The sequence below is a fragment of the Acinetobacter modestus genome (assembly GCF_014636095.1).
In the GTDB taxonomy this organism is placed as follows: Bacteria; Pseudomonadota; Gammaproteobacteria; order Pseudomonadales; family Moraxellaceae; genus Acinetobacter; species Acinetobacter modestus.
The window spans coordinates 606,356-631,723 of record NZ_BMDV01000002.1 but is presented as its reverse complement, the minus strand read 5'-3'; the positions used below and the strand labels follow the sequence as shown (position 1 = coordinate 631,723).

At 36.9% G+C, this 25,368-nt stretch carries 24 protein-coding genes and 2 tRNA genes; 14 read left to right on the top strand and 12 right to left on the bottom strand.

The window, feature by feature from the left end; genetic code table 11:
• The 4 genes from IEV17_RS17175 to IEV17_RS07230 form a co-directional block, all read right to left on the bottom strand.
• Positions 1-90, bottom strand: a 90-nt coding sequence (locus tag IEV17_RS17175; protein WP_227554459.1) for a cold-shock protein, incomplete at its 3' end; no start/stop codon positions are given.
• A gap of 485 nt (positions 91-575) precedes the next feature.
• Positions 576-785 (bottom strand): cold-shock protein, encoded by a 210-nt coding sequence (locus IEV17_RS07240; protein WP_004661816.1) that lies wholly within the window; start codon positions 783-785, stop codon positions 576-578.
• Between the two features lie 107 nt (positions 786-892).
• A complete protein-coding gene (locus IEV17_RS07235; RefSeq protein WP_004661814.1) occupies positions 893-1,126 on the bottom strand; it encodes a hypothetical protein in 234 nt (77 codons plus the stop codon).
• A gap of 188 nt (positions 1,127-1,314) precedes the next feature.
• Positions 1,315-1,391 (bottom strand) — tRNA-Met (locus IEV17_RS07230).
• Positions 1,392-1,711: 320 nt separating this feature from the next.
• Here IEV17_RS07230 and ruvC point away from each other — a divergent pair.
• Positions 1,712-2,257: a crossover junction endodeoxyribonuclease RuvC gene (gene ruvC, locus IEV17_RS07225; RefSeq protein ID WP_004661812.1), complete on the top strand. Its 546-nt coding sequence runs from the start codon at positions 1,712-1,714 to the stop codon at positions 2,255-2,257.
• On the opposite strand, the gene IEV17_RS07220 is transcribed toward ruvC, so the two are convergent.
• Positions 2,254-3,747 carry an NAD(P)H-hydrate dehydratase gene (locus IEV17_RS07220; RefSeq protein ID WP_004661809.1) on the bottom strand — a complete coding sequence of 498 codons (1,494 nt, stop codon included), beginning with the start codon at positions 3,745-3,747 and terminating at the stop codon, positions 2,254-2,256. The two genes, ruvC and IEV17_RS07220, sit on opposite strands and share 4 nt — an antisense overlap.
• A 23-nt stretch (positions 3,748-3,770) precedes the next feature.
• Here IEV17_RS07220 and queG point away from each other — a divergent pair, with 23 nt between their 5' ends.
• Positions 3,771-4,886, top strand: coding sequence for a tRNA epoxyqueuosine(34) reductase QueG (queG, locus tag IEV17_RS07215; protein WP_004661807.1), 1,116 nt, complete (start codon positions 3,771-3,773; stop codon positions 4,884-4,886).
• Between the two features lie 87 nt (positions 4,887-4,973).
• The gene (gene bioB / locus IEV17_RS07210) at positions 4,974-5,963 is read left to right on the top strand and encodes a biotin synthase BioB (RefSeq protein WP_004661805.1); all 990 of its coding nucleotides are present in this window, start codon (positions 4,974-4,976) and stop codon (positions 5,961-5,963) included.
• 44 nt (positions 5,964-6,007) lie between these two features.
• Here bioB and IEV17_RS07205 read toward each other — a convergent pair whose 3' ends face one another.
• A complete protein-coding gene (locus IEV17_RS07205) occupies positions 6,008-6,220 on the bottom strand; it encodes a hypothetical protein (RefSeq protein WP_004661803.1) in 213 nt (70 codons plus the stop codon).
• A 131-nt stretch (positions 6,221-6,351) separates the two neighbouring features.
• A complete protein-coding gene (locus IEV17_RS07200) occupies positions 6,352-6,699 on the bottom strand; it encodes a hypothetical protein (RefSeq protein WP_004661801.1) in 348 nt (115 codons plus the stop codon).
• Positions 6,700-7,163: 464 nt separating this feature from the next.
• Between IEV17_RS07200 and IEV17_RS07195 the strand changes: the two genes are divergently transcribed.
• From IEV17_RS07195 to IEV17_RS07155, 9 genes are all read left to right on the top strand, one after another.
• Positions 7,164-7,697, top strand: a complete 534-nt coding sequence (locus tag IEV17_RS07195) for a fimbrial protein (RefSeq protein WP_004661800.1) — start codon at positions 7,164-7,166, stop codon at positions 7,695-7,697.
• Positions 7,698-7,782: 85 nt separating this feature from the next.
• The gene (locus IEV17_RS07190) at positions 7,783-8,517 is read left to right on the top strand and encodes a fimbrial biogenesis chaperone (protein WP_004661799.1); all 735 of its coding nucleotides are present in this window, start codon (positions 7,783-7,785) and stop codon (positions 8,515-8,517) included.
• Positions 8,518-8,581: 64 nt separating this feature from the next.
• Entirely contained in the window at positions 8,582-11,137 is a 2,556-nt protein-coding gene (locus IEV17_RS07185; RefSeq protein WP_004661798.1) for a fimbria/pilus outer membrane usher protein, read from the top strand.
• Positions 11,134-12,150, top strand: coding sequence for a fimbrial protein (locus IEV17_RS07180; RefSeq protein WP_004661797.1), 1,017 nt, complete (start codon positions 11,134-11,136; stop codon positions 12,148-12,150). The genes IEV17_RS07185 and IEV17_RS07180 overlap by 4 nt, the downstream gene beginning before the upstream one ends.
• A gap of 260 nt (positions 12,151-12,410) precedes the next feature.
• Entirely contained in the window at positions 12,411-12,704 is a 294-nt protein-coding gene (locus IEV17_RS07175; protein WP_004661796.1) for a hypothetical protein, read from the top strand.
• Between the two features lie 419 nt (positions 12,705-13,123).
• On the top strand, positions 13,124-16,144 hold the full coding sequence (locus IEV17_RS07170; protein ID WP_004661795.1) for a LodA/GoxA family CTQ-dependent oxidase: 3,021 nt from the start codon (positions 13,124-13,126) through the stop codon (positions 16,142-16,144).
• A 1-nt stretch (position 16,145) separates the two neighbouring features.
• Positions 16,146-17,261 carry a tryptophan 7-halogenase gene (locus tag IEV17_RS07165; protein ID WP_004661794.1) on the top strand — a complete coding sequence of 372 codons (1,116 nt, stop codon included), beginning with the start codon at positions 16,146-16,148 and terminating at the stop codon, positions 17,259-17,261.
• Between the two features lie 248 nt (positions 17,262-17,509).
• Entirely contained in the window at positions 17,510-18,664 is a 1,155-nt protein-coding gene (locus IEV17_RS07160) for a catalase family protein (RefSeq protein WP_004661793.1), read from the top strand.
• 225 nt (positions 18,665-18,889) lie between these two features.
• The gene (locus tag IEV17_RS07155) at positions 18,890-19,912 is read left to right on the top strand and encodes a DUF2939 domain-containing protein (protein ID WP_004661792.1); all 1,023 of its coding nucleotides are present in this window, start codon (positions 18,890-18,892) and stop codon (positions 19,910-19,912) included.
• Positions 19,913-20,608: 696 nt separating this feature from the next.
• Here the strand turns inward: IEV17_RS07155 and IEV17_RS07150 are convergent.
• From IEV17_RS07150 to IEV17_RS07135, 4 genes are all read right to left on the bottom strand, one after another.
• The gene (locus tag IEV17_RS07150; protein ID WP_004661789.1) at positions 20,609-20,776 is read right to left on the bottom strand and encodes a hypothetical protein; all 168 of its coding nucleotides are present in this window, start codon (positions 20,774-20,776) and stop codon (positions 20,609-20,611) included.
• 85 nt (positions 20,777-20,861) lie between these two features.
• Positions 20,862-21,125, bottom strand: coding sequence for a hypothetical protein (locus tag IEV17_RS07145; protein WP_004661787.1), 264 nt, complete (start codon positions 21,123-21,125; stop codon positions 20,862-20,864).
• Positions 21,126-21,198: 73 nt separating this feature from the next.
• Positions 21,199-21,651 carry a YfjT/YkfB family phage-associated protein gene (locus IEV17_RS07140; RefSeq protein ID WP_004661786.1) on the bottom strand — a complete coding sequence of 151 codons (453 nt, stop codon included), beginning with the start codon at positions 21,649-21,651 and terminating at the stop codon, positions 21,199-21,201.
• 138 nt (positions 21,652-21,789) lie between these two features.
• The gene (locus IEV17_RS07135; RefSeq protein WP_004661784.1) at positions 21,790-22,863 is read right to left on the bottom strand and encodes a hypothetical protein; all 1,074 of its coding nucleotides are present in this window, start codon (positions 22,861-22,863) and stop codon (positions 21,790-21,792) included.
• A 175-nt stretch (positions 22,864-23,038) separates the two neighbouring features.
• On the opposite strand from IEV17_RS07135, the gene IEV17_RS07130 reads away from it, so the two are divergent.
• Both IEV17_RS07130 and IEV17_RS07125 read left to right on the top strand, forming a co-directional pair.
• A complete protein-coding gene (locus IEV17_RS07130; protein WP_004661781.1) occupies positions 23,039-23,293 on the top strand; it encodes a helix-turn-helix domain-containing protein in 255 nt (84 codons plus the stop codon).
• 674 nt (positions 23,294-23,967) lie between these two features.
• Positions 23,968-24,867: a helix-turn-helix transcriptional regulator gene (locus tag IEV17_RS07125; protein ID WP_004661778.1), complete on the top strand. Its 900-nt coding sequence runs from the start codon at positions 23,968-23,970 to the stop codon at positions 24,865-24,867.
• Between the two features lie 399 nt (positions 24,868-25,266).
• On the opposite strand, the gene IEV17_RS07120 is transcribed toward IEV17_RS07125, so the two are convergent.
• A tRNA-Ile gene (locus IEV17_RS07120) sits at positions 25,267-25,343 on the bottom strand.
• Between the last annotated feature and the right edge of the window lie 25 nt (positions 25,344-25,368).

Genomic DNA, 25,368 nt, shown 5'->3' with positions numbered 1-25,368 from the left:
AAAAACATCTTGACCAGAATCAGCTTGAATGAAACCAAAACCTTTAGTTTCGTTAAACCACTTAACAGTACCAGTAACTGTATCAGACATACTTTTAAACCTTTTAAAATTTGTTCATTTATAAATTAAATCAAAATTTTCATTCTGACTTAACTTAATCTATCTTTATTTGACAGATACTGCAAGCATAGCAAATTTTAAGTCATACGAGATAGTGGATCAATGAAAGTATTGAAAGTTTTATCTCTTGAGTAAAAGAGGTTGAACTTTAATAAACCAAATCATGTAAAAATAATATTCTTTGCTAAATCAAAAAATTAGCTTTGATAGTGTAGTTACACAACTTATAAAACTTAAGATTTACTGACAAGAGATCATAAAAAATATTTTATCTTTCCCATTTAAGATTTTCTTATATACAAATTTACTGATTGCTTTCTTATACAAAACTCGGCTTTGAAGATCAACCTCTATAAAGCTTAGCATCTCATGCAAAGTACGATTAGAAATCAAAAGATAGTTTTTAGATATAAAAAAAGCCCACATAAAGTGAGCTTTTTTTTCAAGCAATCTTATTAGATAACTTTAATTGTAGTTGCTTGTGGTCCTTTTTTACCTTGACCAAGTACAAACGAAACGCGTTGGCCTTCGTTTAATACTTTGAAACCATTGCTTTGGATTTCACTGAAGTGAGCAAAAACATCTTGACCAGAATCAGCTTGAATGAAACCAAAACCTTTAGTTTCGTTAAACCACTTAACAGTACCAGTAACTGTATCAGACATACTTTTAAACCTTTAAACTTTGTTCATTTATGAATTAAATCAAATTATGAATATTGATTTAACCCAATCTATCTTTAACCAATAGATACTTCAAGTGCGTAAATTATCTATATTAATCGATAAAGCTGATTAACATCGGTATAGAAGCTTTTCCCATCTAGATTAAAATCGACTTCTCGACCCGACTCTAGCTGGATTTTCTTTCCAACCTCTACCCATTTGAAACCATCCAACGTATTTTGTTGACGTTTCATCGGGATAATTTGCACACAAATTTCATTGCCATTGCTGGCTTTGGCTACACGCCATTCATTAATAATTTTCAACACAAAATCACTCATTTCTGAGCTCAAGTGATCGATTTGGATTTACTATAACGCTAGATATATGGAGAGAGGTAAACTACAATTCTAGAATCTAATAATTTTTAGCTTTCTTTAGGGTTATTTCAGCTAACTTAATTGCTGTCTAATCTTTCAGATAACAACAATTCAATAATCACAGAGCTAATATTCAATTAACTTTAAAGTGGTAGCGGGAGCTGGATTTGAACCAACGACCTTCGGGTTATGAGCCCGACGAGCTACCAGACTGCTCCATCCCGCATCAACATCTTGATCAACATGTTTGATCAATGAGATGCTTTATACGCCCATCTCCCCCACAATGCAATTTTTTTTTAGAAAAATCACATAATTTACTGCCTAACGCTCAAATTAAACACAAATTGACTAAAAACCAACCAAAATAAGTCTTACTAGTTGATCTGTTCGAAAGAGACCGAATTTTGGAATATGCACTCAATAAAACTAACTCTGTTTAATAAATACACTATTTTCTTATAATTCAAAATCCTACAAAAATATTATGCATCGAAAAGCCTGCTATGTAACAATATCAACAATCTTTCATTTTTATAGTTCGACATGTCATTAATTATTGGTATTGATCCTGGTTCACGCTTAACAGGTTATGGAATTATCGAAAAAGATGGCAATAAACTACGTTTTATCGATGCGGGAACTATTCGTACTGAAACTCAAGCAATGCCTGAACGATTAAAACGTATTTTTGCAGGTGTTGAACGTATTGTTAAATTTCACGGGCCTACTGAGGCTGCCGTTGAACAAGTTTTCATGGCGCAGAACCCTGATTCTGCGTTAAAACTTGGACAAGCCCGTGGTGCGGCAATTGCAGCGTTGGTCAATTTAGACCTACAAGTCGCGGAATATACTGCTCGTCAAATCAAACAGTCAGTGGTGGGTTACGGCGCTGCTGAAAAAGAGCAAGTACAAATGATGGTAATGCGTTTATTGAACCTAAGCATTCAACCACAGGCTGATGCAGCCGATGCATTAGCTGCTGCAATCTGTCATGCCCATGCTTCAGGCAGTATGAGCAAAATGGCGGTGTTAAATGCGCTCGGCGGTATGGCTCGTGGACGGAGTCGTTCAAGTAGTAGAAGGCGTTAGTTTTCTTGATTTACCACTGTGTAAATCATTTTGCCCATTTCGTGTGCTTGTAAACCTCTCATACCATTTTCAGCCAATAAATCTCCTGCTTGCGCATGTAAGCTTATGATTTCATGCAATGCCACTTGCTCATGAAACTGAGCTTTTAAACTGGCAATCATACCTGCAAGCACATCCCCCATTCCTCCTGTACCCATTCCTGCATTGCCTTGGGTACAGATAAATAATTCAGCTTCTAAGACCAAGCTACCTGCACCTTTAAGCACCCATTGCCCTGCATATTTTTGTTGTAAATTATGAATCGCAACAATACGATCTTGCTCAATATCACCTGCTGAACAACCCAATAAAGTTGCTGCTTCACCAGAATGTGGGGTTGCATAGAGATGAGTATTTAATTGTTGAGGATGCTTTGCTAAAAACCAAAGCCCATCTGCATCCAATACCACTTCTAAATGTGAATTTTGATTGAGTAAATTGAACCACTCTAGATAAATCTGCTCTGCCCACTCATCTCGCCCTAAGCCCATTCCGAAACAGACGGCATCAATTTGAGTTAATAGGTGTTGGATCGATTTTTGATCTAAGGCATTAATATCTCGCACCATAATATTCGGTGAACGCGCCAGAATAGCTTGATGATGTTTGGCATGACAGACCACACTGACTTTCCCTGCTCCAGCATGAAATGCTGCTTCAGCAGACATAATCACCGCTCCGCCCATATCCGCATGACCACCAACGACAAGCACATGCCCATAACTTCCTTTATGTCCAAAAGCTTGGCGTTTCGGTAATACAATTTTTTCAGGTGATAGATATGCAAGTGGTTTTAATTCTGTATCAATTGGGATCAAGCTAACTAAATGTAGTTTTCCCACATATTCCTTGCCTTGCCCAGTAAACAGCCCTGCCTTATAACCTAAAATTGTAAAGGTTTGATCTACCTGAATTGCACAGGGTAAGGCCTGACCTGTATTCGCATGTAGTCCACTCGGAATATCGATAGCAATCTTTAAACCAATCTGTGAGTTAAATAACTGGATGATCGACTGCCATTTCTGATCCAGCATTCGATTGAGACCAATGCCAAACAGAGCATCAATATGACAATCAAAAGTTGGAATTTCTTGGTGATTCGCATTTTCTGACAATAAATAATCAATACTTTGAATATCAACTCGATTTAACAGTGCATATTGTACAGCTTGTTTTAAATCTAAAGATTGACTGAGTTCAGTTGCATAAACCGTGATGTGAAATCCATGTTGCTTTAGAAAAGCAGCGATATAGTAACCGTCACCTGCGTTATTACCTTGTCCACACCAAATTGAGATCTTTTGAATTTTATTTTTATTAAATGGTTCAATTAACTGTTGTGAGATTGTCCAAGCTGCTTGTTGCATCAGTCCTAAAGATGAATTTTGCTGCGCAAACCAACGCTGCTCCCATGCTTGAATGCTTTGGCTATGGTAAACTGAACGTTGCATGTTATCCCCCTAATTATTGGTTTATGGCTTCAACCACATCCTCTGGAAAATCACTTGATAAAATTGAGCTTCAGCAGCTTGATCCTCAAGAACTTAAAACATGGATAAAAACTCAAGCTTTAGACTTGGGCTTTTCTGATTGTGTCATTGCCAAACCTGATGCTCAAGATCAAATGCCACGTTTTAAAGAATATTTAAAACGGGGTTACCATGCTGATATGCACTATTTGGAAGAGAATTTAGAAAAACGTGCTGATCCAACATTGCTTGTGCCTGGGACTAAAAGCATTATTTGTGTGCGAATGAATTATCTTGTGGCATCACCTAAGCCCCGTTATGTACCATTTGAACCAAATTCAGCCATTATTGCACGCTACGCGCGTGGACGTGACTATCATAAAGTCATGCGTGGTCGACTTAAAACCTTAGCCAGTCGTATTAAAGAAAAAGTGGGCGATTTCGAATCACGCCCATTTGCGGATTCAGCACCTATTTTTGAAAAATCACTTGCCGAAAGTGCAGGCATGGGATGGACAGGAAAACATACCTTACTCATTCATAAAAAATCAGGTTCTTTCTTCGTTTTAGGTGAGCTATTTACTTCTCTTGACCTCCCTTTTGATCAACCCACAACAGCCCATTGTGGCTCCTGTACTGCTTGCATCGACATTTGCCCAACACAAGCGATTGTTGAGCCTTATATGTTGGATGCAAGGAAATGTATTGCTTACTTAACTATTGAATATAAAGGAATCATTCCTGAAGAGTTACGTTCAGGTATAGGTAATCGTATTTTTGGTTGTGATGATTGTCAGCTGATTTGCCCGTGGAATGGCTTTGCTAAAACTGCGTCAATTCCAGACTTTGACCCAAGACATAGTTTAGATGACATTAGCTTGTTAGAGATCTGGCAATGGGATGAAGTGACTTTTCTTGCAAAAACAGAAGGTAGTCCAATTCGGCGCACAGGCTATCAATCCTTTAAACGGAATATTGCAATCGGCTTAGGAAATGCTCCATACTCGGCTGAAATCGTGAGCCAATTGCAAGAAGCAAAAGCTCTACACGATGAGATTGTCAATGTACATATTGAGTGGGCAATTCAACAACAATTGCAGCAAATAAACGTACCTGAATAGAAAAATGATGTTTTTTGCCCTTTGGCTTTGGCACGATTTCTGTATGATTAATCTCAATGTTTGTAATCAATCATCATGGATATAACAATGACTTTACGTAATGACTGGACTCGTGATGAAATCCAAGCTTTATATGATCAACCTTTTCTAGACTTAGTATTCAAAGCACAAAGTGCTCATCGTGAGCATTTTCAGCCAAATACCATTCAAGTCAGCACACTGCTTTCAATCAAAACGGGTAAATGCCCAGAAGATTGTAAGTATTGTTCTCAATCTGCACATTACGACTCAAAACTAGAAGCAGAAAAGCGTATTGCAGTAGATAAAGTCATTCGTGAAGCTCAAACAGCAAAAAATTCTGGTTCTTCACGTTTCTGTATGGGCGCTGCTTGGCGTAATCCACACGAACGAGATATGCCCTATGTATTAGAAATGGTTCGTGAAGTAAAAGCACTCGGTTTAGAAACTTGTATGACTTTAGGTATGCTCAATCAGTCACAAGCTGAACGCTTAAAAGATGCTGGTTTAGATTATTACAACCATAACCTTGATACCTCTCGTGAATACTATTCACATATTATTAGTACGCGTACTTTTGATGATCGTTTAGATACATTAGATCATGTACGTCAAGCGGGTATGAAAGTATGTAGTGGTGGTATCGTCGGATTAGGTGAAAGTCGTAATGACCGTATTGGTTTATTACAAGAACTTGCAACTATGCCTGTACATCCTGAATCAGTGCCAATTAATATGCTTGTACCGATCGAAGGTACACCGCTTGCTGAAGTTGAAAAGTTAGATGTGACCGAATGGATTCGTACTATTGCTGTTGCTCGCATTATTATGCCTCATAGTTATATTCGATTATCGGCAGGACGCGAATCACTCAGTGATTCAGATCAAGCGCTTGCATTCATGGCAGGTGCAAACTCGCTTTTCTCTGGTGATAAGTTATTGACTACGCCTAATGCTGGAGAAGGTAAAGACCAAATCCTATTTGCTAAATTAGGTTTAACAGCAGAAAAACCGAAACCAACTGTTGCTGAACTCTCAGTAGATGCTATGAGCGCATAAACAAAAAAAGCCTTGTTATTTGACAAGGCTTTTTTTCGATCATATTAAATTGATGTCACTAAAATGCCGTATTTAGCATTTAAAAACATTCCTACGCGAATGATATCCACACCTGCTGCATGTGTGACTGACAACTCTTGAGTATGTACATCAAAATGGAAAGAATCAAAAATATCCTGATGCTGCATCAACCATAGAATGGTATCAGTCGTACTTTCATCTACCTTATAAGTTTCTGACTTAAAATCTTTATCCATACTATTCAAATATCTTTGCTTGATCTATTTATCATAAACAATCAATGGTTTTTATGCAGCTTGTAAAAAAGACACTTAGCCAAAGGAGATTAATAGCTAAGTGTATAAAACAGGAAATGATAATAGATTAATTAAGCTGCTAAAGGACTCACAATAATTTGACCTGCCTTTAAGCTTTCAACTGCTTTAGGATTAAATTCGAGTGTTAATACATGATTATCCAAATGCAAATGATAGCTACGAATCAATGGCTGTGAACCTTCATCAGTTTCAAGTACATATTCATCAGCAATATTTAAAATACCTTCTAAATTCGTAGTGCTCGATGCACGATCATGACTAAACAAATCGTAAATTGTATGTAAGTTAAAACTCGTTTGCTGTTCAAAAGGATGCACTTTTAGATAACTTTCCAAGAAGAGAACAAACTTATGGGCAAAGAAATAGTAGTTTGGTTTATGTGTATAAAGCATATTCATGAGTAGCTCCTTTCGATGTATTTTTCATCTAATCATGACTAAAAAACTAAGGATTCAACCTTAAAAAATTCTTAAAGAAAGTTTGGCGTTTTTGTTAAGAATGTAATTCTAGTGCTCATTTTTCATTCGTTATTTTGAAGCTGTAATAAAAAATTAATATAAAAAAACGGCCATTTTGAATAAAAAATAAACAAATAGTGCATTATTACTTACAAAATAAGACATTAAATTTCACGTAATTTATCTAAAATTCACAAAACAAAAATCGTTTTAAAAAAGAACTATAAAATAAACAATGAGTTATTTTTTCTAAAGTTTTAGCATCAAGCAAAAACACAAAAGTGTGACACAGTTTGCATTTTTTAATTTAAATGATATATTTCGCACATTACTTATTCAGCGCAATAATTAACTGAAAAAGTAATCTAATTCAAACTTTAAGCTGATGTATTAGAGAAATTATTATGAAAAAACTTGCTTTGATCGCTACTCTTTCAGTTGTAGGTATTGCTAACGCTCAAGCCGCTGATGGTACTATCACTATTAATGGTTTAGTTACTGACCAAACTTGTAAAATTGTCACTCCTGCGGGCAAAGATTTTACTGTTACTCTTCCAACAGTTTCTAAACAAACATTAGCTGCTACAGGTGATGTTGCGGGCCGTACCCCTTTCCAAATCAAACTTGACCAATGTTCAAAAGGTAAAGTTGCAACTTATTTTGAACCAGGTGCAACTGTTGACTTCTCTACAGGTCGTTTAAATAACCAAGCTGTTGGTGGTGCAAATAACGTTAAAGTTCAATTGTTAGGTAGCAACAACCAATTTATTCCTGTACTTGCAACAGGTTCAAATGGTGCTCAAGCGAACTCTCAATGGGTTGACGTTATAGACAATGGTAGCGCTGACTTGAACTACTATGCTGAATACTATGCAACTGGCGCTTCTACTGCTGGTAAAGTAAGTACTTCAGTTCAGTACACAATCATTTATCAATAATTTATTGATAATCTCTGCGAATTTCTAAAATTTAGAAATTCGCAGTTTGTTATAAAAATATATTGCGGTAATAGAGTAAGTATAAATGACATTGAACAGTTACAATATTTTGCTTGGTTTAGCGATATCTTCCGTTTTTGCTGTAAGCACAGCTCAAGCAGAAATTATCTTACATGGTACTCGCGTTGTGTATCCGTCTGACGCTCGTGAAGTGACTTTGCAAGTAAGTAACAATGGTTCAAAACCATCGCTTGTTCAAGCATGGATTGATGATGGTGACCCTAAAAGTACACCAGACCAATCTAAAGTTCCATTTATGATTACCCCACCTATCTCTCGTGTCGATCCAACTAAGAGTCAATCTCTTCGTATCGCAGCTCTTCCAAGCGCAACACAATTAGATCAGAAAAAAGAAACGGTATATTGGTTAAATGTATTAGATATTCCACCAAGACCAACAGCAAATAGCAAAGAATCTGTTCCAGATAATTTTTTGCAACTTGCAATCCGTTCACGTATTAAATTTTTCTACCGACCTGCTGGTATTAAAGAAGACGCTAATTTAGCTGCTGAAAAACTGCAATGGATTAGAAATGGTCAGACCTTAACGGTCAAAAATCCAACCCCATTTCACGTTACGATGACTGCCGTATATCAACTTAATGGTACTCAGCCAGTTGATCTCTTACCTAAAGGCTTAATGCTATCGCCTTTTAGCGAAGACAAAGTGCAGTTAAAAACTGCAAATACTGAAAAACTTAGCTTTATTAGTATTAATGATTATGGCGGTCGTATTGAGCACCAAATTAAGCTTCAATAACAAAGATATTTACTTACCAAGCGATAAATTATTGAGTACCTATCGTTGAATAGGCGAAAGAATTATGTCAAATAAGAAAGCTTCTGCTAAGTTCCTTAAACGTCGTATTTGTTATTACCTTACTTCTGGGATAATCACAATTACGATGCCTATGGCTGTTTACTCAGCAGAACAAACAAAAGAACAAGCACCAATGGAAGCAGAATTTGACTCTGTTTTCTTAATGGGTGATGCTCAAAAAGTTGATATTTCACGTTTCAAATATGGTAATCCAGTCCTACCAGGTGAATATAGCGTTGATGTTTATATCAACGGAAACTGGTTTGGTAAAAAACGGATGGTTTTCCGCTCTACTGAACAAAATCAAAATGCTTACACATGTTTTACTGCAAATTCATTACTTGAATATGGTGTAAAACAAGAGGTTTTGGTCAATCGTACCGAAACGACAGCTCCAAATGCGTGTTATAAAATCGAAGAATGGGTAGAAAATGCTTATTACGATTTTGATACCTCACGCCTACGAATTGATGTTTCTATTCCACAAATTGCATTACAAAAAAATGCACAGGGTTATGTCGATCCGAGTGTCTGGGATCGAGGTATTAATGCTGGCTTTTTGTCGTATAACGGAAGTGCTTATAAAACATTTAACAAATCTTCTGGTCAACAAGAAACGACAAATGCTTTTATTGGTCTAACAACAGGCGCCAATATTGGTGGTTGGCAGTTTAGACATAACGGTCAATGGCAGTGGCAAGATAACAAAGAATCAGAAAAAAAAGGCTCAAATTACGAAGCTGTCAGTAGCTATGCCCAACGTGCTTTTCCAAATTATCGTGGCGTTCTCACTTTAGGTGATAGTTTTACTAACGGCGAAATTTTTGATTCTTTTGGGTATCGTGGTGTCGATTTTTCTAGTGATGATCGGATGCTGCCAAACAGTATGATTGGTTATGCACCTCAGATCCGTGGTAATGCAAAAACTAATGCAAAAGTTGAGATTCGCCAACAAGGTCAATTGATTTATCAAACCACTGTAGCTCCTGGCCGTTTTGAAATTAATGATTTATATCCGACTGGATTTGGCGGCGAACTCGAAGTTTCGGTTATTGAGTCAAACGGTGAAATTCAAAAATTCGCTGTGCCTTATGCCTCAGTTGTTCAAATGCTACGTCCTGGTTTAAGCCGTTACTCGCTCACAGCAGGTGAATTTCGTGACCGAGATATAGATTTAACGCCGTGGGTAACGCAAGGTAAATATCAGCGCGGTGTTAATAACTACCTAACAGCATATTCTGGTTTCCAATTAGCAGAAGATTATGGGTCTGCACTCGTCGGAGCCGCTTTTGCTACACCAATAGGTGCAATTTCTCTAGACGTAACTCACTCACAAGCAGATTTCAAAAAACAAGAGTCTCAATCTGGCCAGAGTTTTCGCTTAAGTTACAGTAAATTAATTGCTCCAACGGATACGAATTTAACACTTGCAGCATATCGCTACTCTACAGAAGACTATTACAACCTTCGTGATGCAATTCTAATCCGTGACCTTGAAGAAAAAGGCGAAAATACTTATGCCGTTGGTAAACAACGTAGTGAGTTCCAAATTACGCTGAACCAAGGACTACCTGAAGGTTGGGGTAATGTCTATGTTGTTGGTTCATGGATTGATTATTGGAATCGTAGCGAATCAACTAAGCAATACCAAATTGGTTATAGTAATAATTATCAAGGTATTACCTATGGTATTTCAGCTGTAAATCGCCAAATAGAATACGGTTCAAATCGTAGTGACCAAGATACTGAATATTTAGCGACAATCTCCTTCCCACTAAGCTTCAAGAAAAACTCTGCGAACGTGAATACCACTATTGCAGATAATAATCGTACTGTGGGTGTAAGTGGCGTGGTAGGTGATCGTTTCAGCTACGGTGCGAGTATGTCTCACCAAGATCGTAATGATCCTAGCTTTAACGTCAATAGTCGTTATAGAACTAATTTTGCAACAGTTGGCGGATCTTATAGTTATGCCGAAGACTATCAACAAGCAATGTTAAGTCTAAGCGGTAGTATTGTTGCACATTCTCAAGGCGTCCTATTTGGGCCAGATCAAGGGCAGACTATGGTTCTAGTCTATGCACCAGACGCTGCAGGTGCGAAAGTCGGTAATACCGTTGGTTTAAGTATTAATAAAGCAGGTTATGCTGTTATTCCTTATGTTACGCCATATCGTTTAAATGACATTACCCTTGACCCTCAAAACATGTCTACAAATGTTGAACTAGAGGAAACTAGCCAACGTATTGCTCCTTTTGCAGGTGCAATTGCAAAAGTAGATTTTTCAACAAAAACTGGTTATGCAATCTATATCCAAAGCAAACAGGCAAATGGAGAAAGTTTACCTTTTGCTGCTCAAGTCTATAACAAAGACAAAGAAGCTGTGGGCATGGTTGCACAAGGAAGCCTAATTTATGTTCGAACAAAATTACCTCAAGATACGCTTTACGTTAACTGGGGTGATGAAGCGTCTGAGCAATGTCAGGTTAGCTATGATGTTCGTTCTCAACTAGATAAAGATCAACAAAATATGATCATGACTGAGGCAATTTGTAAATGAAGAAAATTCTAATTACTGGTGCTTTATTTACGGCAGGTTTTGGTTTTAATACGGCGGCCAATGCATTTTGTACACTCAGCTCAGGCTTCAGTACAGTTGATATTTCTATGGCTGTAGGTCGCGTGGTTGTGCGCCCAAGTGATCCTGTTGGGACTATTTTGCGTAAAGCAACGTTTCCAATCAATCCAAATGGCTCAACACTAAGATGTACTTCAAGTGCTGATCGGATTTACGCAGATTTATCGCAAAATTATCCAATTAGTCCTTTAGGCGATAGTATTTATTCAACCAATATTGCAGGAATCGGTATTCGACTATATCGTGAAGCCGAAAATGCAACCAATTTCTCTGGATACTACCCCTACTCGCGCAGTCTATCACCTGGAACACTTTATAATTTAGCACAAGGCTACTTTGTTGTTGAGATTGTTAAAACAGCATCACAAACTGGATCTGGTGCCCTTGTTCCGGGTAGATATAGTACCTATTACGTGACTGGACAAAACAGTCGTCCATTTTTAACCAGTACTGTTTATGGTAACGCCATTACTATTGCTTCTTCTTCATGTGAGCTACAAGGCAACATCAATAAAACAGTTCAGCTTCCAACGGTAATGAAATCTGGTTTTAAAGGGGTTGGTTCGACTCAAGGTGAACAAGCATTTGATCTGAATATTTTATGTAATGGTGGCATCAACCCAACAGGTTACGAAGAAAAAACTCAGGTTAGTTTAAGCTTCGATTACACCCAAGATGGCAGTAATAACCAAGTTTTAACAAATACCGCACCGACTGCAACGAAAGCGAATGGTGTTGGAGTTCAACTGATCTCAAATTACCAAAATATCAATAAGGTGATTGCTCGTGGCGATAAACTTGCGCTGGGTACGGTTAAATCAAATGAAGTCATTCAATACAATGTTCCATTAGCTGCTCGTTACTATCAAACAGCAACAACTGTCACTGCTGGAACTGTACGGGCGATGGCAACGGTCACCATTCAGTACGATTAAAACTTTAATTCCCAACTTACCTAACCCCAAACCTAGTCATTGCCTTGGGGTTTTTATTTATTTGAAATAAATCACACTAAATAAAAAAATATTGATACTGTATATACAATTAAAAACACGCCAAAATTATCATTACCTAAGCAAAATTAAACATACATCACATTTTAAATAAATATTTTTATCATAATTAATTTCAATATTGCCTTAATAATAAATTTCATGTTAATTAATAATAAATACATTATATAAAGGAAATATTCATGTATAAAAATATTTATAAAATTCTATTGGGTTCATCATTAATTGCGTTTACTTCGATGGCTTATTCAGCAAATACCATTCAAATCAGTGGAAGTATTGTTGAAGATACATGCTCTTTAAATCAAACCAACCAAGACTGTGAATTGACTAACATTTCAAGCAAGAAAAATGAAGAAATAGTGAGTTTAATCCAAAATTTAAAGAACAAATCACAGAAAAACTATACAACTGAGATTAGTATTGAACAATTACCTGACCAAAAAAGTACAGTTATAACTGCTAACTATTACTAAAAATAAATATCGGAATAAAAAATAAAATGTGATCCAATTTGCATTTTATTTTTTATTTCATAAATATTGATTTTAAATCCATTATTATATTTTTATACAAAACAGCTCCAAACCAATAATTAATTAAAATTATCTAAATAATCAAAAACTATTTTAGCTTAAATATTTAGTCCCACGATTTAAAACCTATATTTTATTAGCGCTAACAACAATATCAATTATCATTATCAATTCTTTATTTAATAAAACTTATCAGATTTAAAAAAACGGTTAAAAAATAAATAATTTATTAAAAAACAATAATTTATAAAATACAGAACTGTTTTTATAGGACATGTATTGACCATATAAACCCTTTTCTGTAATTTCTTATCGGCAATACACTTTATAAATAATTTTAAAAATAATAAGGGATAAATATGGACCATCTAAAATCAATTACGTCTGAGAATGCACCTTGTGTAGACTGTTCTACTGACCCAATTGAATCTCTAAAAGCGGTGTTCGTAGATATGGTACAAGCTGGACGTATTGCCAAAGGTCAATGCCCTGCTATGCGTCCTGTATTTCTGAAACCGCATGGTGTGGCAGCAGCAGAATTCGTTGTTCGTAGTGATCTCCCTGAAAATTTGCGTGTTGGTCTATTCGCAAATTTAGGCAAAAGTTATCCAACATGGATTCGATTCTCATCAGATACCACACCAACTCGTACAGACTATAAATCCACACTGGGTATCGGAATTAAATTATTTGATGTTGCTGGAGAAAAATTACTCGGTAATCCTCATGCCGATACCTTCGACTTCATCTTACAAAACTTTGATGCATTCTTTGTTGATACAGCTAAAGATATGTGCGAATTCACCAAGGCTGGCGTTGTTGATGGGGATTATGATCCATATCTTAAGGCACATCCAAAGACGTCTGAATTGCTTGATGCAATGGCAAAACCAGTCGCAAGTGTATTGGCATCACCTTATTGGAGCGGTTTACCCTTCCGTTTTGGAGAGGATCAATATGTCAAATATAAAATTGAACCGACATTCTATTTAGATCCCCCTACTCACTCGCCTAATGATCCCTCATATCTCGCCACCGACCTGAACACTAGATTAAAAAATTCAGAAGCTCGTTTTCGATTCATGATTCAGCTAAGAACTGTTCCAGAACAAATGCCTTTAGATGAAGCAACAGTAGTCTGGCCGGAAGATCTGAGCCCACCTATCCATGTTGCGGATATTGTTATTCCTATTCAAGATATCAGCGCACGTGGTCAAGCAGAATACGGCGAAAATCTAGCAATGAATATCTGGCGTGTGACAGCAGAGCATGCTCCTGTTGGTTCTATTGCTGATGCGCGCCGTGTGGTTTATGCAGCCTCTGCAGAATTACGTCGTAATGTTAATGGTGTGCCACAAGGTGAACCAGACACACCTCGTCCATTAATATCACCTGCAAATGCTGTTGATACGGATATTGTTCGTGCAGCAATTCATCCTGCTATTGGAATTGCACGGGTTGGTGATAGCATAAACGAGTTTTTTATCGGACCTGAAGTTGTCGATGCACCAGCCGATTTAAATCAACAACCTAATTTTTATCGTGATGCTACAGGTGCAATTAAAAGACAAGCATCCCGTTTTCGCATTTATGGTTACAACGCAGCAGGCGAAGTGGTACGCGAATTAACTCCTGATAATGCAGATATTGTTTGGACTGTACACGTTGCGAATCGCAAAGCCGAATGGTATCAATTCCAATATGCGCTTGATATTCCAGAAGCTGTGAATGCCCCAGATAATGCTTTTACATTACGTAATCCAACAGTAAAAGATCGTAAAAAATTAGCAATTGATCCAGGACCACGCAGTATTTTTGGTCGTAATGTATCAGGTAGTGCTGAACATCGTTTTGATACAGGTACGTTTCAAGCTGCTGCTGATCAACCCGTTACCGTACCTCTTGGAGAAATTCAAACTGATGAAAATGGTCGTTTAATTTTCTTAGGAGGACACGGAAAAGCAGCTTCACCAACTGATGCACCTGTATATGATCCAGATAACCCTCCAAGCTTTAACAACGCCAATGACTGGTATGATGACACTTCAGATGGTCCAGTAACAGCAACGGTGTCAATTAATGGAATTAGTATTCTTGTTGAATCCGCTTGGGTTGTTGTAGCTCCACCCAATTACGCACCCGATGTTGTAAGTTGGAGAACAATGTATGACCTAATGTGTGATGTTTATGTTAATGCTGGCTGGATGAGTATGCCTGAAATGCCTTCATTTACTAAAGACATTTTACCTCTGTTACAACGTCTAGGTGGCTTACAGTGGGTAAACAAAGGCTTTGCAGCTTATTTCGGTAAAGGCTGTCCAATGGATTTCACTAATCCGTCTTTGTTAGCCAAGTTGTCATTTAAACCTGAACAAGCCACTGATCCAGACCCATATAGCGAATTACGTCGTGCAATTCTTCATAGCTTCAGACCATTAAAACCGTCAGTTGCTGAACCAGTGACGTGGCCACATATTTGGCCTTGGATTTATGGTGATGCTTTTGGTAGCTTCCCTGAAAATGGTACAGGTAACATGCTCACCATGACCGGCCTACAACAAGGAATCTTACAGCATTGGGTAAATGGTAAATTTATCAATGATTGGACAACTGAAACACCTACAGTACCGACATCAATTGATCAAGTACCATTAGCACAACAACCAAATATGCTCGATCAAGCCGCTTTACATTATTGTTTGGCAGATACATTCCACCCAGGTTGTGAAATGACTTGGCCAATGCGTCATGCCAGTATGTACAGTGCCCCTTTCCGTATTCGGTTACGCCCAAGTTCAGAACCCGAGCCTTATTATGGTTCGACCATGACTCCGATTAAAGTACAACAGGTTGATGGACCCTTATATGCCCAAACGGCTGGAAGCATAACAAGATGGATGGCAATTCCATGGCAAGGTGATACTGCATTCTGCCGTTCAGGCTATGATCCAGACTTTGATCCATATTTACCAACTTTCTGGGCTGCACGAGTTCCAAACCATGTATTGACTGAACAAGATTATCAAAAAGTAATGAACCTAGATTTGCCAAGAGAAGAACGAATTGCAGCATTTAATCAACGTCTAAATTGGCTTCGTGCAATTAAAGATGCAAATACAGCAGAAGTGATGCTGCGCATGATTGCCCATTTTAATGAGTTGGGTATTGTTGAGGTACGTCCTGGTATCAAAGATGATCCAGATCTTCCTGAATATATCTATGTAGAAACATTAATCGCGGGACAACTCAAAACTGCGGCAGAAAATGCAACCACATTATTGCGCAATATAGCTCGACCTCTGACCGAATTAGAAAAAGCTGGATGGGCAGATCAAGAACAGCTATTGGCATTCCGTTCAGTTCGTGTACAAAAACGTTAAGATGGAAATTTTTGATGTCGATGTGTGCATAGCAGGTAGTGGTCCTGCTGGCACCATTGTGGCCAGACAGCTTGCGCAAGCAGGTTTATCAGTTACTCTAATTGATAGACCTGCACACAAAACACATAAATTTGGAGAGACTCTGCCCAGTGCAGCAATTCGCCTACTTAATAAACTTGGGCTTATTTCTCTAACCGCAAAATTAAAAACAGAGAATCAATTTAGCAATACTACCTACTCTGAGCATGTTGGCGGTAATATGACTTTTTGGGGAAGTAATATCTTATCAACCACAGATTATATCCATGACCCTTATGGCTTTGGATTAAGAATTAATCGTAAAAATTTTGATGAACTACTCAGAAAAGAAGCGCTCTTAAGCGGAGCAAGATTCTATCCATCAGATGTTGTAGCCTTAGAAAAACATAATGATGTATGGAAAATCAGACTTGAAGATGGAAAAACAATCCATTCCAAATGGATTGTCGATGCAACAGGTCGCAGTGCAAAATTGATCAAACTTCTTGGGATTGAACGTTACCGTGGAGTTCCATTGGTTGCTTTATACCGTACCTGTACGCCCCAGAAAAATGTAAAACTGAACAGAACCATTATTTCTGCCAGCCAAAATGGATGGGTATACACAGGTAAAATCAATGATCATCAGTGGGTTATTGGATACCATACAACTCCCAAAACAGCTACTCAATTTCATCATGACAATAAACAATGGGAGCATCTGATTTCTAAGAATGTCGGTTTATACGATTTATTGGGCAATTTAGAATTTGGTAAAGATATTTTCTCTCATGATGTTCGTAGTAGTTGGTTGGAACAGCCAATAGGCAACGGTTGGGTTGCTTGTGGGGATGCATTACTTGCATTTGATCCTATTGCTGGACAGGGTCTGTTCAATGCCCTTTATACAGGTATGAAAGCCGCAGAAGCTATTTTAGCTACTCAGCATAATGAAAATAACCACAAAAACTATACCACTGAAATTAATAAAATTATCAATACTTATGAAAATCGTCGTTACCTCCTTTACAAGCAAGAGCAAAGATGGAACGACAACCCTTTTTGGCAAGCACACCAAACCGTAGCAAAAACAACTTGATTATGCAATTATGAACGAAGATTTTATGCGCATATTTTAAAAGTCAGACATAAACATAATCTATAAAAACCCACATTTCGATAAAAGTTAAATATAAAATCAATAACTAAGAACAGCTTGTATTCTTAGTCAAGTTTTGATGTACTAAAATACAGGATAGCAATAATTCCGATAACAACATCTTTTACCACAAAGTGTATCGATCCATCGCACTAAACAATAGCTGCGATGGGATAAGGAGCAAGTAAATGTCAAGTTATATGCCATCGATACGTTACGGTTTGTTGTTATTTGCCATGACTCCTATTTTGATAAACATAAGCGGTTGTTCTAACAACCTTCAGCAAAGAAAAACCATAACGAATATGCATCAACTTCCCTATCCAACCATTGATAGAGAGCTCGGTGAAAAATTACAGCCTGACGAAGAAATCATAGCGAATCAAATTACAGAGCAAATTGTTCAATCAATTCGAAGTCAATACTCCTCTGGCAATGCATTGAGAGATGCACATCCCAAAGCGCATGGCTGCGTACGTGCAGAGTTTCATGTATCAAAATCTATACCCAAAAACTTAGCCCAAGGAATTTTTGTTCCTGATAAAACCTATTCAGCATGGATTCGTTTTTCTAATGCTTCTGGTGATGCCACAAGAGCTGATGATAAAAAAGACGCGCGTGGTATGGCAATAAAATTGTTAGGCGTCCCAGGTAAAAAAATCTTGGAAAATGATGAGCAAGCGCTGACTCAAGATTTTATTATGATCAACCACCCTGTATTTTTCGTAGATGAACCTTTACGTTATTTATCTTTTATAGAAGATACAAATAGCAAAAGTACTTTAAAAAAATTGCATATCCCTTTCGCATTAGGTTTTAAAGGAACACTCAACGCATTAGGAGCAAGTAATTCAAAAATATCGAATCCAGTTCAAGCTCGCTATTGGTCCATGGTTCCCTATCAATTAGGATTAGGTGCTGATCGTCAAGCAGTAAAGTATTCGGCAAGACCTTGCTCCCTAAATGCGGATACTATGCTTAATCAATCAGATCCTAACTTTTTGAGGGCAGCTCTACAAGATACCTTAAATAAGAAAGATGTATGTATGGAATTTCTTATACAACCGAGAACATCAAATAAAATGCTTGTAGAAAATTCGATGAATGAATGGAAAGAAGACAAGGCTCCTTTTTATAAAGTTGCAACCATTCATATTCCTCAACAGGTTTTTAATACACCCGATCAAAATAAATTTTGTGAAAACCTTTCATTTACGCCTTGGCATTCTCTACCTGAACATAAACCATTAGGTGCGATAAATAGATTACGTAAAGTAATATACGAAAATATAAGTATCGTCAGACATGAAATGAATTCTGCTCAGAGACAAGAACCTAAATAGAAATGTTAAAGAAAATAGTTTTTGAGAACATATTAGAAAATCTTTTGATAATTTAGCTTCTATTATATTGAAGATAATTTCTGAAGATTTTAATCATAAATATTTAGCATTAATAAATGACAAAGATGATTGAATCAAACATTGATCTGATCGAACAGAATAAGTTACATAACATTTAGGTGAAGTCTTTTACTGACTTCACTTTTTACCTTCATAGGGCTGAATATGAATAAGAAATTGATCGGGGCCATAATCGCTGTCGTTATCGTACTAGTTGGGGGCTACTATTATGCTTCCCCCTACCTCGTCCTCAATAGCATTAAGAATGCAGCACAAGCAGGTGACAGTGAGAAAGTCTCTGCATACATGGACTATCCCAGTGTCCGTCAGAGCTTCAAAGATCAAATGAATGCTTACATGGTTAAGGAAATGGCATCAAAAGAAACTAATGGTTGGGAAGCATTGGGAACAATGATCGCAACAACCATGGTTGATAAAATGGTAGATGCTGTCGTTACGCCTGAAGGTATGACATTGATGCTCCAAGGGAAAGACTTCAAGGACAGCTTAAAGCCATATACAGAGCAATCATCAAATCAGACAATTTCACAAGAAAAGTTAGATTACAGCACACGTTATTTATCGATGAACATGTTTGAAGTCACACTCAAAAATCCAAACAATGAAAAACAGTTAAAAATCATTATGGAACGTGATGGCTTAAGTTGGAAAGTGAAAAAGTTTGTCATTCCAATGGATGAGGTCAAGCCACAACAAGCGGCACAACAACCCATCGAATCTGCTGTGGAAATACCAACAGAAACTGAGATCCCAACAATTCCCGAGTCTACAATAGCATTTGACTTCTCAGGTGTTCAGAAAGGTTCGCAGTTGGAGTCTTGTTATCATGACCCATGTTCAATTGCACGTGTAATGGAATTTAAGCAATTAAACCAAACGCCAACCGAGACAAATATAGAGCTAACTGTTGTAGGAGGAAGTCGAGAGTTTGAGTCTGAACATATTGATTGGAATCATGAAGCACATAAAATTCAATTCCAGTGCTCTTTGACCAAGCCAATTGTTCAGATTGGAGAGCAAGTAACAGTCATTCCGTTAAATGCCTCTGGTGTGTCAGGTGTATTATGGTCAGATGCAGAAACTTATTTACAAGCTTGCCATAATTACACTGGAGAGATGATGGCCGGTATTCAGCAGTATGGTTATAACGTCCAAGAAGATGTTTGAGAAAGCAACATACAACAAGAACCATAAGTCTGAGATGAATGTGATGACTAAGGTAACTGAGTCAGACATAAAATTAAGGCGATAGAGCAACTTGAAGGATTAGGCTACCGTTATCTATGCGTAACGTGAATACCGCTAACAATGGAACACTAGTAGATAAAGTTGCCTATGCTTCAATGGAACAGATCCAAAACTTAGGTATAATTCTTACAGGATCATTGGGCAGTCCAAATATTATTTATTTCAGAAATTAAAATGAATGAAGCCATGCATATGCATGGCTTATTTTATGAATTTGTGCAAAATAATATATAAAATTTCAGTGCAAAATTGCACGAAAACTTACAATTTTTGAACTGATGGACCTTCAAATAGACCGTTGGTCTAAACTGTTTTTCTTATTTTTTCCATTGAAAAACCCTCTAAACTCATGGTTTAGTTATTCGCTGATTTCCCTGAGAATAGAGGCTTGAATGCCGTTGCATGAAATGGCTTTTCAGTGGCTTTGAGGTCTGCCAAATTTAATAATGCAGTTTCCCTTCGGCACGTTCAGAAAGCTTATTACAGATCAAAGTCTCGACAAGGCAATAACCTACTTTGTCATGGATACGAGGTTGGGGTTGCATGATGATGCTCCATAAATACAAAACCCCCAATGCACGTTACTGCATTGGGGGCTATTAATAAGGTCAATATTTAAATAAATTGTAAGGCTGCAATCAGTACAGCAGCAGCTTTTTCCTGATGACTGGCATCAATGCTATTACAGATACGGATACTATTCGCCAAGTTTTGACATTTAGGGTGAGGAATGTTGTCTATAACCTCACATACTTTTTCAAGTTCTGGATAATGTTTTTTCATGGTGTTTGCTCCTTGATTGAATCACCATAAAAATAATATCTATGCCAAATGAGGACGATTACAATTTATGTATGCAGCATTTGGTTTATTTACACTTTACTGTTTTTGCAGACTCAAATTCCATAATGGATATTACACCCTCTGATTTTTCTAAAGTCTGATCTTTGGCTTTGATTTGAACACACTTACCTTTTTTCAGCGTATTCAGATCATTCGCCTGTTTCTTGGTTAACTCTAGGGCATAAATGGAAATGAGTCCTTTATCAGTTGCTAATTGAGCTGACTCTTCTCCCCACTGAGTATTTTTCTTCATTTTTACATTTAATGTTGCAGCGTATGCAGAAGACATAGAGAGTATAGAAATTACAGCGAGTAGATTTAGAAATTTCGTAATTGAATCCTTTGATTTTAATTGAAATGATTTACCATTTTGCTTTACAAGATAAGATATTTTTCGCAACACTTTTGATGCTGCTAGCAACTGGAGTAAAAGTAGTCACCTTTTTATTATTGACGAATACCTCTATTTTCTTGGCTTTGGCAATACCATGAGAAAATTCATACCAAGCATTTGCACCATTGCGCCAATTGGTTGTTCCTGATGGCGCAACTTCAGTTTTGCCATCTAATAGAAAAGTGAGTGGGTAGTTAGAGTCAGTATTTTCATAACTCTTGCTCTTTGTCTCGAACCGTGCAGAATGATCATATTCATCTCCTGCACCCTCATTACAGACGACCCATAATGTCTGACCTTTGGCATCTTGAATTGAATATTCAGCGAGACCTTGTCCATATCCTATTTTCCATATATTTGGAGCAGCATAGACTGCATTAGCACATAGAAATAGCATTGAAATTAAAAGAAACTTTTTCATATAGCATCCTTTTACAATTTAAAAGCCTAGTAATCTTAATTATTTAGTACCACTAATGGATACAATCATCAAACAGTTTGTCCAATTTTTTTACAATCAGTTTAAGTAGATAATTCCAATATTAATATTTCATTCATTCTAAATATCTCCCATTTTAAATCTATAAATGACATCTCCATTAAACATTGAATGAATTTCTTTTTTAAGTTCTCTTAATTCATTTATCTTTTCTGGAGACTCAAACTCAAGATAAGGTTCTCTGATTTTTAACTCTATTTCTGCTCCTAAAATATCTATTTTTGAATTTTCTTTATATGAAGAAGGTTCATCCAATTTTGCATAAACTCTACCCGTATATGCAATAAGCTTCTTCTCATCTAGATTTTTGATAAATAATGCTAATCTTTCATCATGATGATTCGGAATTTTCATATCTTCTGATATAGGTATAAAGCATTCTCTTTCTGAATCAATTTCAAATCCATGTACTTGTTCCTCATTAAAGCATTTTCTATGTGATTTACCTCCATATAATAAAAATCCTTGTTTTTCAAAATTATAATCTAAGAAAATGCTCCAATCTGGAGAAACAAAAGCAGTAAAGCTAGGTTGTTTTTCTCGAACACTTGGATAAATCACTCTATCAATAATAGGAATAGAGATATATTCAATACCTTTATATTTTTCCATTTCATCTTCTATTTCTGATTTAATACTTTCAAAAGCATCTTTCTTTTCGAATTCATTTTTAAAATCAGTATTTGGATAATAATTATAGAAAATATCTTGTGCTGTAGCATCTGGACTATTTGCAGCTTTCCAAATTTCAAAAAAACTAACCTTATTTCCTATAGAGTTAACATCAGTATATTTACTATCCTGATTTGCAAGATAATCATTTGATGTATTAGAGTTTTCAGTCTCTAGCTCTTCTCCAGAATTTTCAGTTTTTTGCTCATTTTGTTCTATATTTTTAACTGTTTTCTCAGTTTGATAATTAGATGAGTTCTCTGATTTAGGTGCAGCAATAAATAGCATAGCAAGAAGAACAGCTAACCAAGTGAAACTAATAATTTTAGCTAATTTACTATAGCCTTCCCTTAGCGTAAACCAAGAAAAAATATAAGGCATAACAAAAATACCAATTCCTAAAAGAATCGAAACTTTACGAATAGGCTCTTGTTGAAAATCATTTATTTGTGATGAATCCATTTTATTAACCTTAGTTCACAATCAGAATAACGTCTATATAACGTTGATAAGTATTTTTAGCAGCCCCAAATCACGTGATCAACAATGGAGAAAATGCAACCAAAAAGTATCTACTTTAGGTACTAGAAATGTATCATTTTTGGGTACATTTGATCAATGTATTCAAAATAGGTACATGACAAATAGTATCTACACTGACGAGATGCGAACTCTGATCAATTGGCTCAAGAGTGAACGCAAATTACATCATTTATCCATGCGTGGCTTGGCTGAACGCATGGACAAACCTCATTCGTACATACAAAAAGTCGAACAAGGCGAGAGACGTTTGGATATTGTTGAATATGTCTGGTACTGCAATACGCTTGGGATTAATCCTCAAATTGGCTTGGATTTGATTCAAGAGGAAATTAAGAAAGCAAAAGGCTAAATGCCTTTATTAAGATTACTTTCGTAATTCATTCTGAATGATTTCTATAGCCATCATGTAATCAGCATCTAAAGCCTTACAGTATTCTAGAAATTCTACAATGCCTAAAATATATTGACCTTGCTCAATATCCTGTACATATGAAACAGGTCTATCCAAGATTCTTGCTAACTATCGTTCAGTTAGATTTTTCTGCTTACGCTGTTGTACTAACCATTGCCGTAAAGTTTCCATGATATTGCTACCTTACTGACTTATGCTAGAAAGCACATGGTCTAGTGGTAACGCTCTCATATCGTTGAAAATCTTCACCATCACATCATATAGGTCGTTAGGTTTTGAGTAACGTTTCATCATGGTGTTTGCTCCTTTATTGAATCACCATGAAGATAATATCTACACAAAACTTGGCTTATTACACCCCATATAGATAATAAACTTATGATTTAAATAAATAATATTGCATGATTGATTCATTATTCACGCTCCTGTTTGTGATGTCTAAAGATTAACAGGAGGGGTAGACAGGTGATGTCGTTGCAAATAGGACAATGGAAAAAAGAATCAAATAATAGCTTTCATTGGGATATGACATAATTTTTATGGAGAGCGACACTACCTGTCTATCTATGCAGATACTATAGATATAGAAAGCATGATTTATGGAAAAACTAATGACAGATAACGAAAATGCACACGTCAAACTAGCACAACGGATCACTGACATGCTGTCTCAGCTTAACGAAGGCAAAGCACTAGATAGCAAGCAGCTTGCAGAACAATATGGCGTGAGTAAACGCACTATACAACGTGATATTAATGAGCGTTTAATGGTGGCATTACCGATGCTTGGGCTGAATGAGCAAGGACTTTATACACTCCCCGATAATTATTTAGGGCAGTTGAATGACGATGATATTCGCCATTTCTCTATGCTTTCGGGTGTTTCTGATTTATTCCCCAATATGGATAGACAGTTCTTACGCAGAATATTGAATGAAAATGCAAAATCTGTGTATGAAAGTAAAGGGCAATTCAATGAAGATGGCACAAAGTTCAAGGCTCTATTTGAGCAACTTGAACCTGCAATTCTAAATCGACACAAAGTCACACTGTATTATAAAGGTCGCTATCATCTACTTGAACCATACAAACTGATTAATCATCGTAGCTGTTGGTATTTGGCAGCAGTCAAAGATGAGAAGTTGAAAGCCTATCGTCTCAGCTTTGTCAAAGACGTTGTTGTTCACAGCGATCAATCCATTTTCCAACATAGCAAAGAAATACTGACTCAATTAGAAGCAGAAGAAAGTATCTGGTTTGGACAGGACAAACAGGAAGCCATTTTAACCATTAGTGCCGAAGTTGCAGATCATTTTAGACAACGAAGCTTGTTGCCTCATCAACAAATTGTCAAAGAAATGGATAATGGGGCTTTGCTCATTAGTAGTCAGTATGTCAGTTCTCTACAACTTCTTTCACTGATTCGTTACTGGATGCCACATATTCATGTCGTCAGTCCTGACATTTTACAAAGTGAGTTGATGGATGGGCTAAAGGCATATATCAACTAATACAAGACTGAATGGCAAAGCTGACAAATATGTTCTCTACAAGCAAAACTCCCCCACGCCATTCAGCAACTTCCCCTAGAACTCCTGCCCCAAACGAGGAATCTAAGCAATCTCACAATTCCCCCATACACATCATGTTTTCCCATGCGTTTTACGATGCGATGACATTAAGAGCATGGCTCATCGACATGCCTAAATCGCACGGCAAGACAAAATGCTTGGAAAACGATCTGGGGGTAAATCATAGAATATATGTAGGCACTGTGTAGGCAATCAGACAGATAGACCATCGGATTATCGAACCGATAGACCACATTACGGTCTATAAAAAGTAGTGAGAAACCCAATCAATAGGCAATAAAAAACCTCATAACTCAAATAGTTACGAGGTTCGATATATGGTGGGCCCAGACAGACTTGAACTGTCGACCAACGGATTATGAGTCCGCTGCTCTAACCAACTGAGCTATAGGCCCTATAAAGTTAAATACAATTAATACA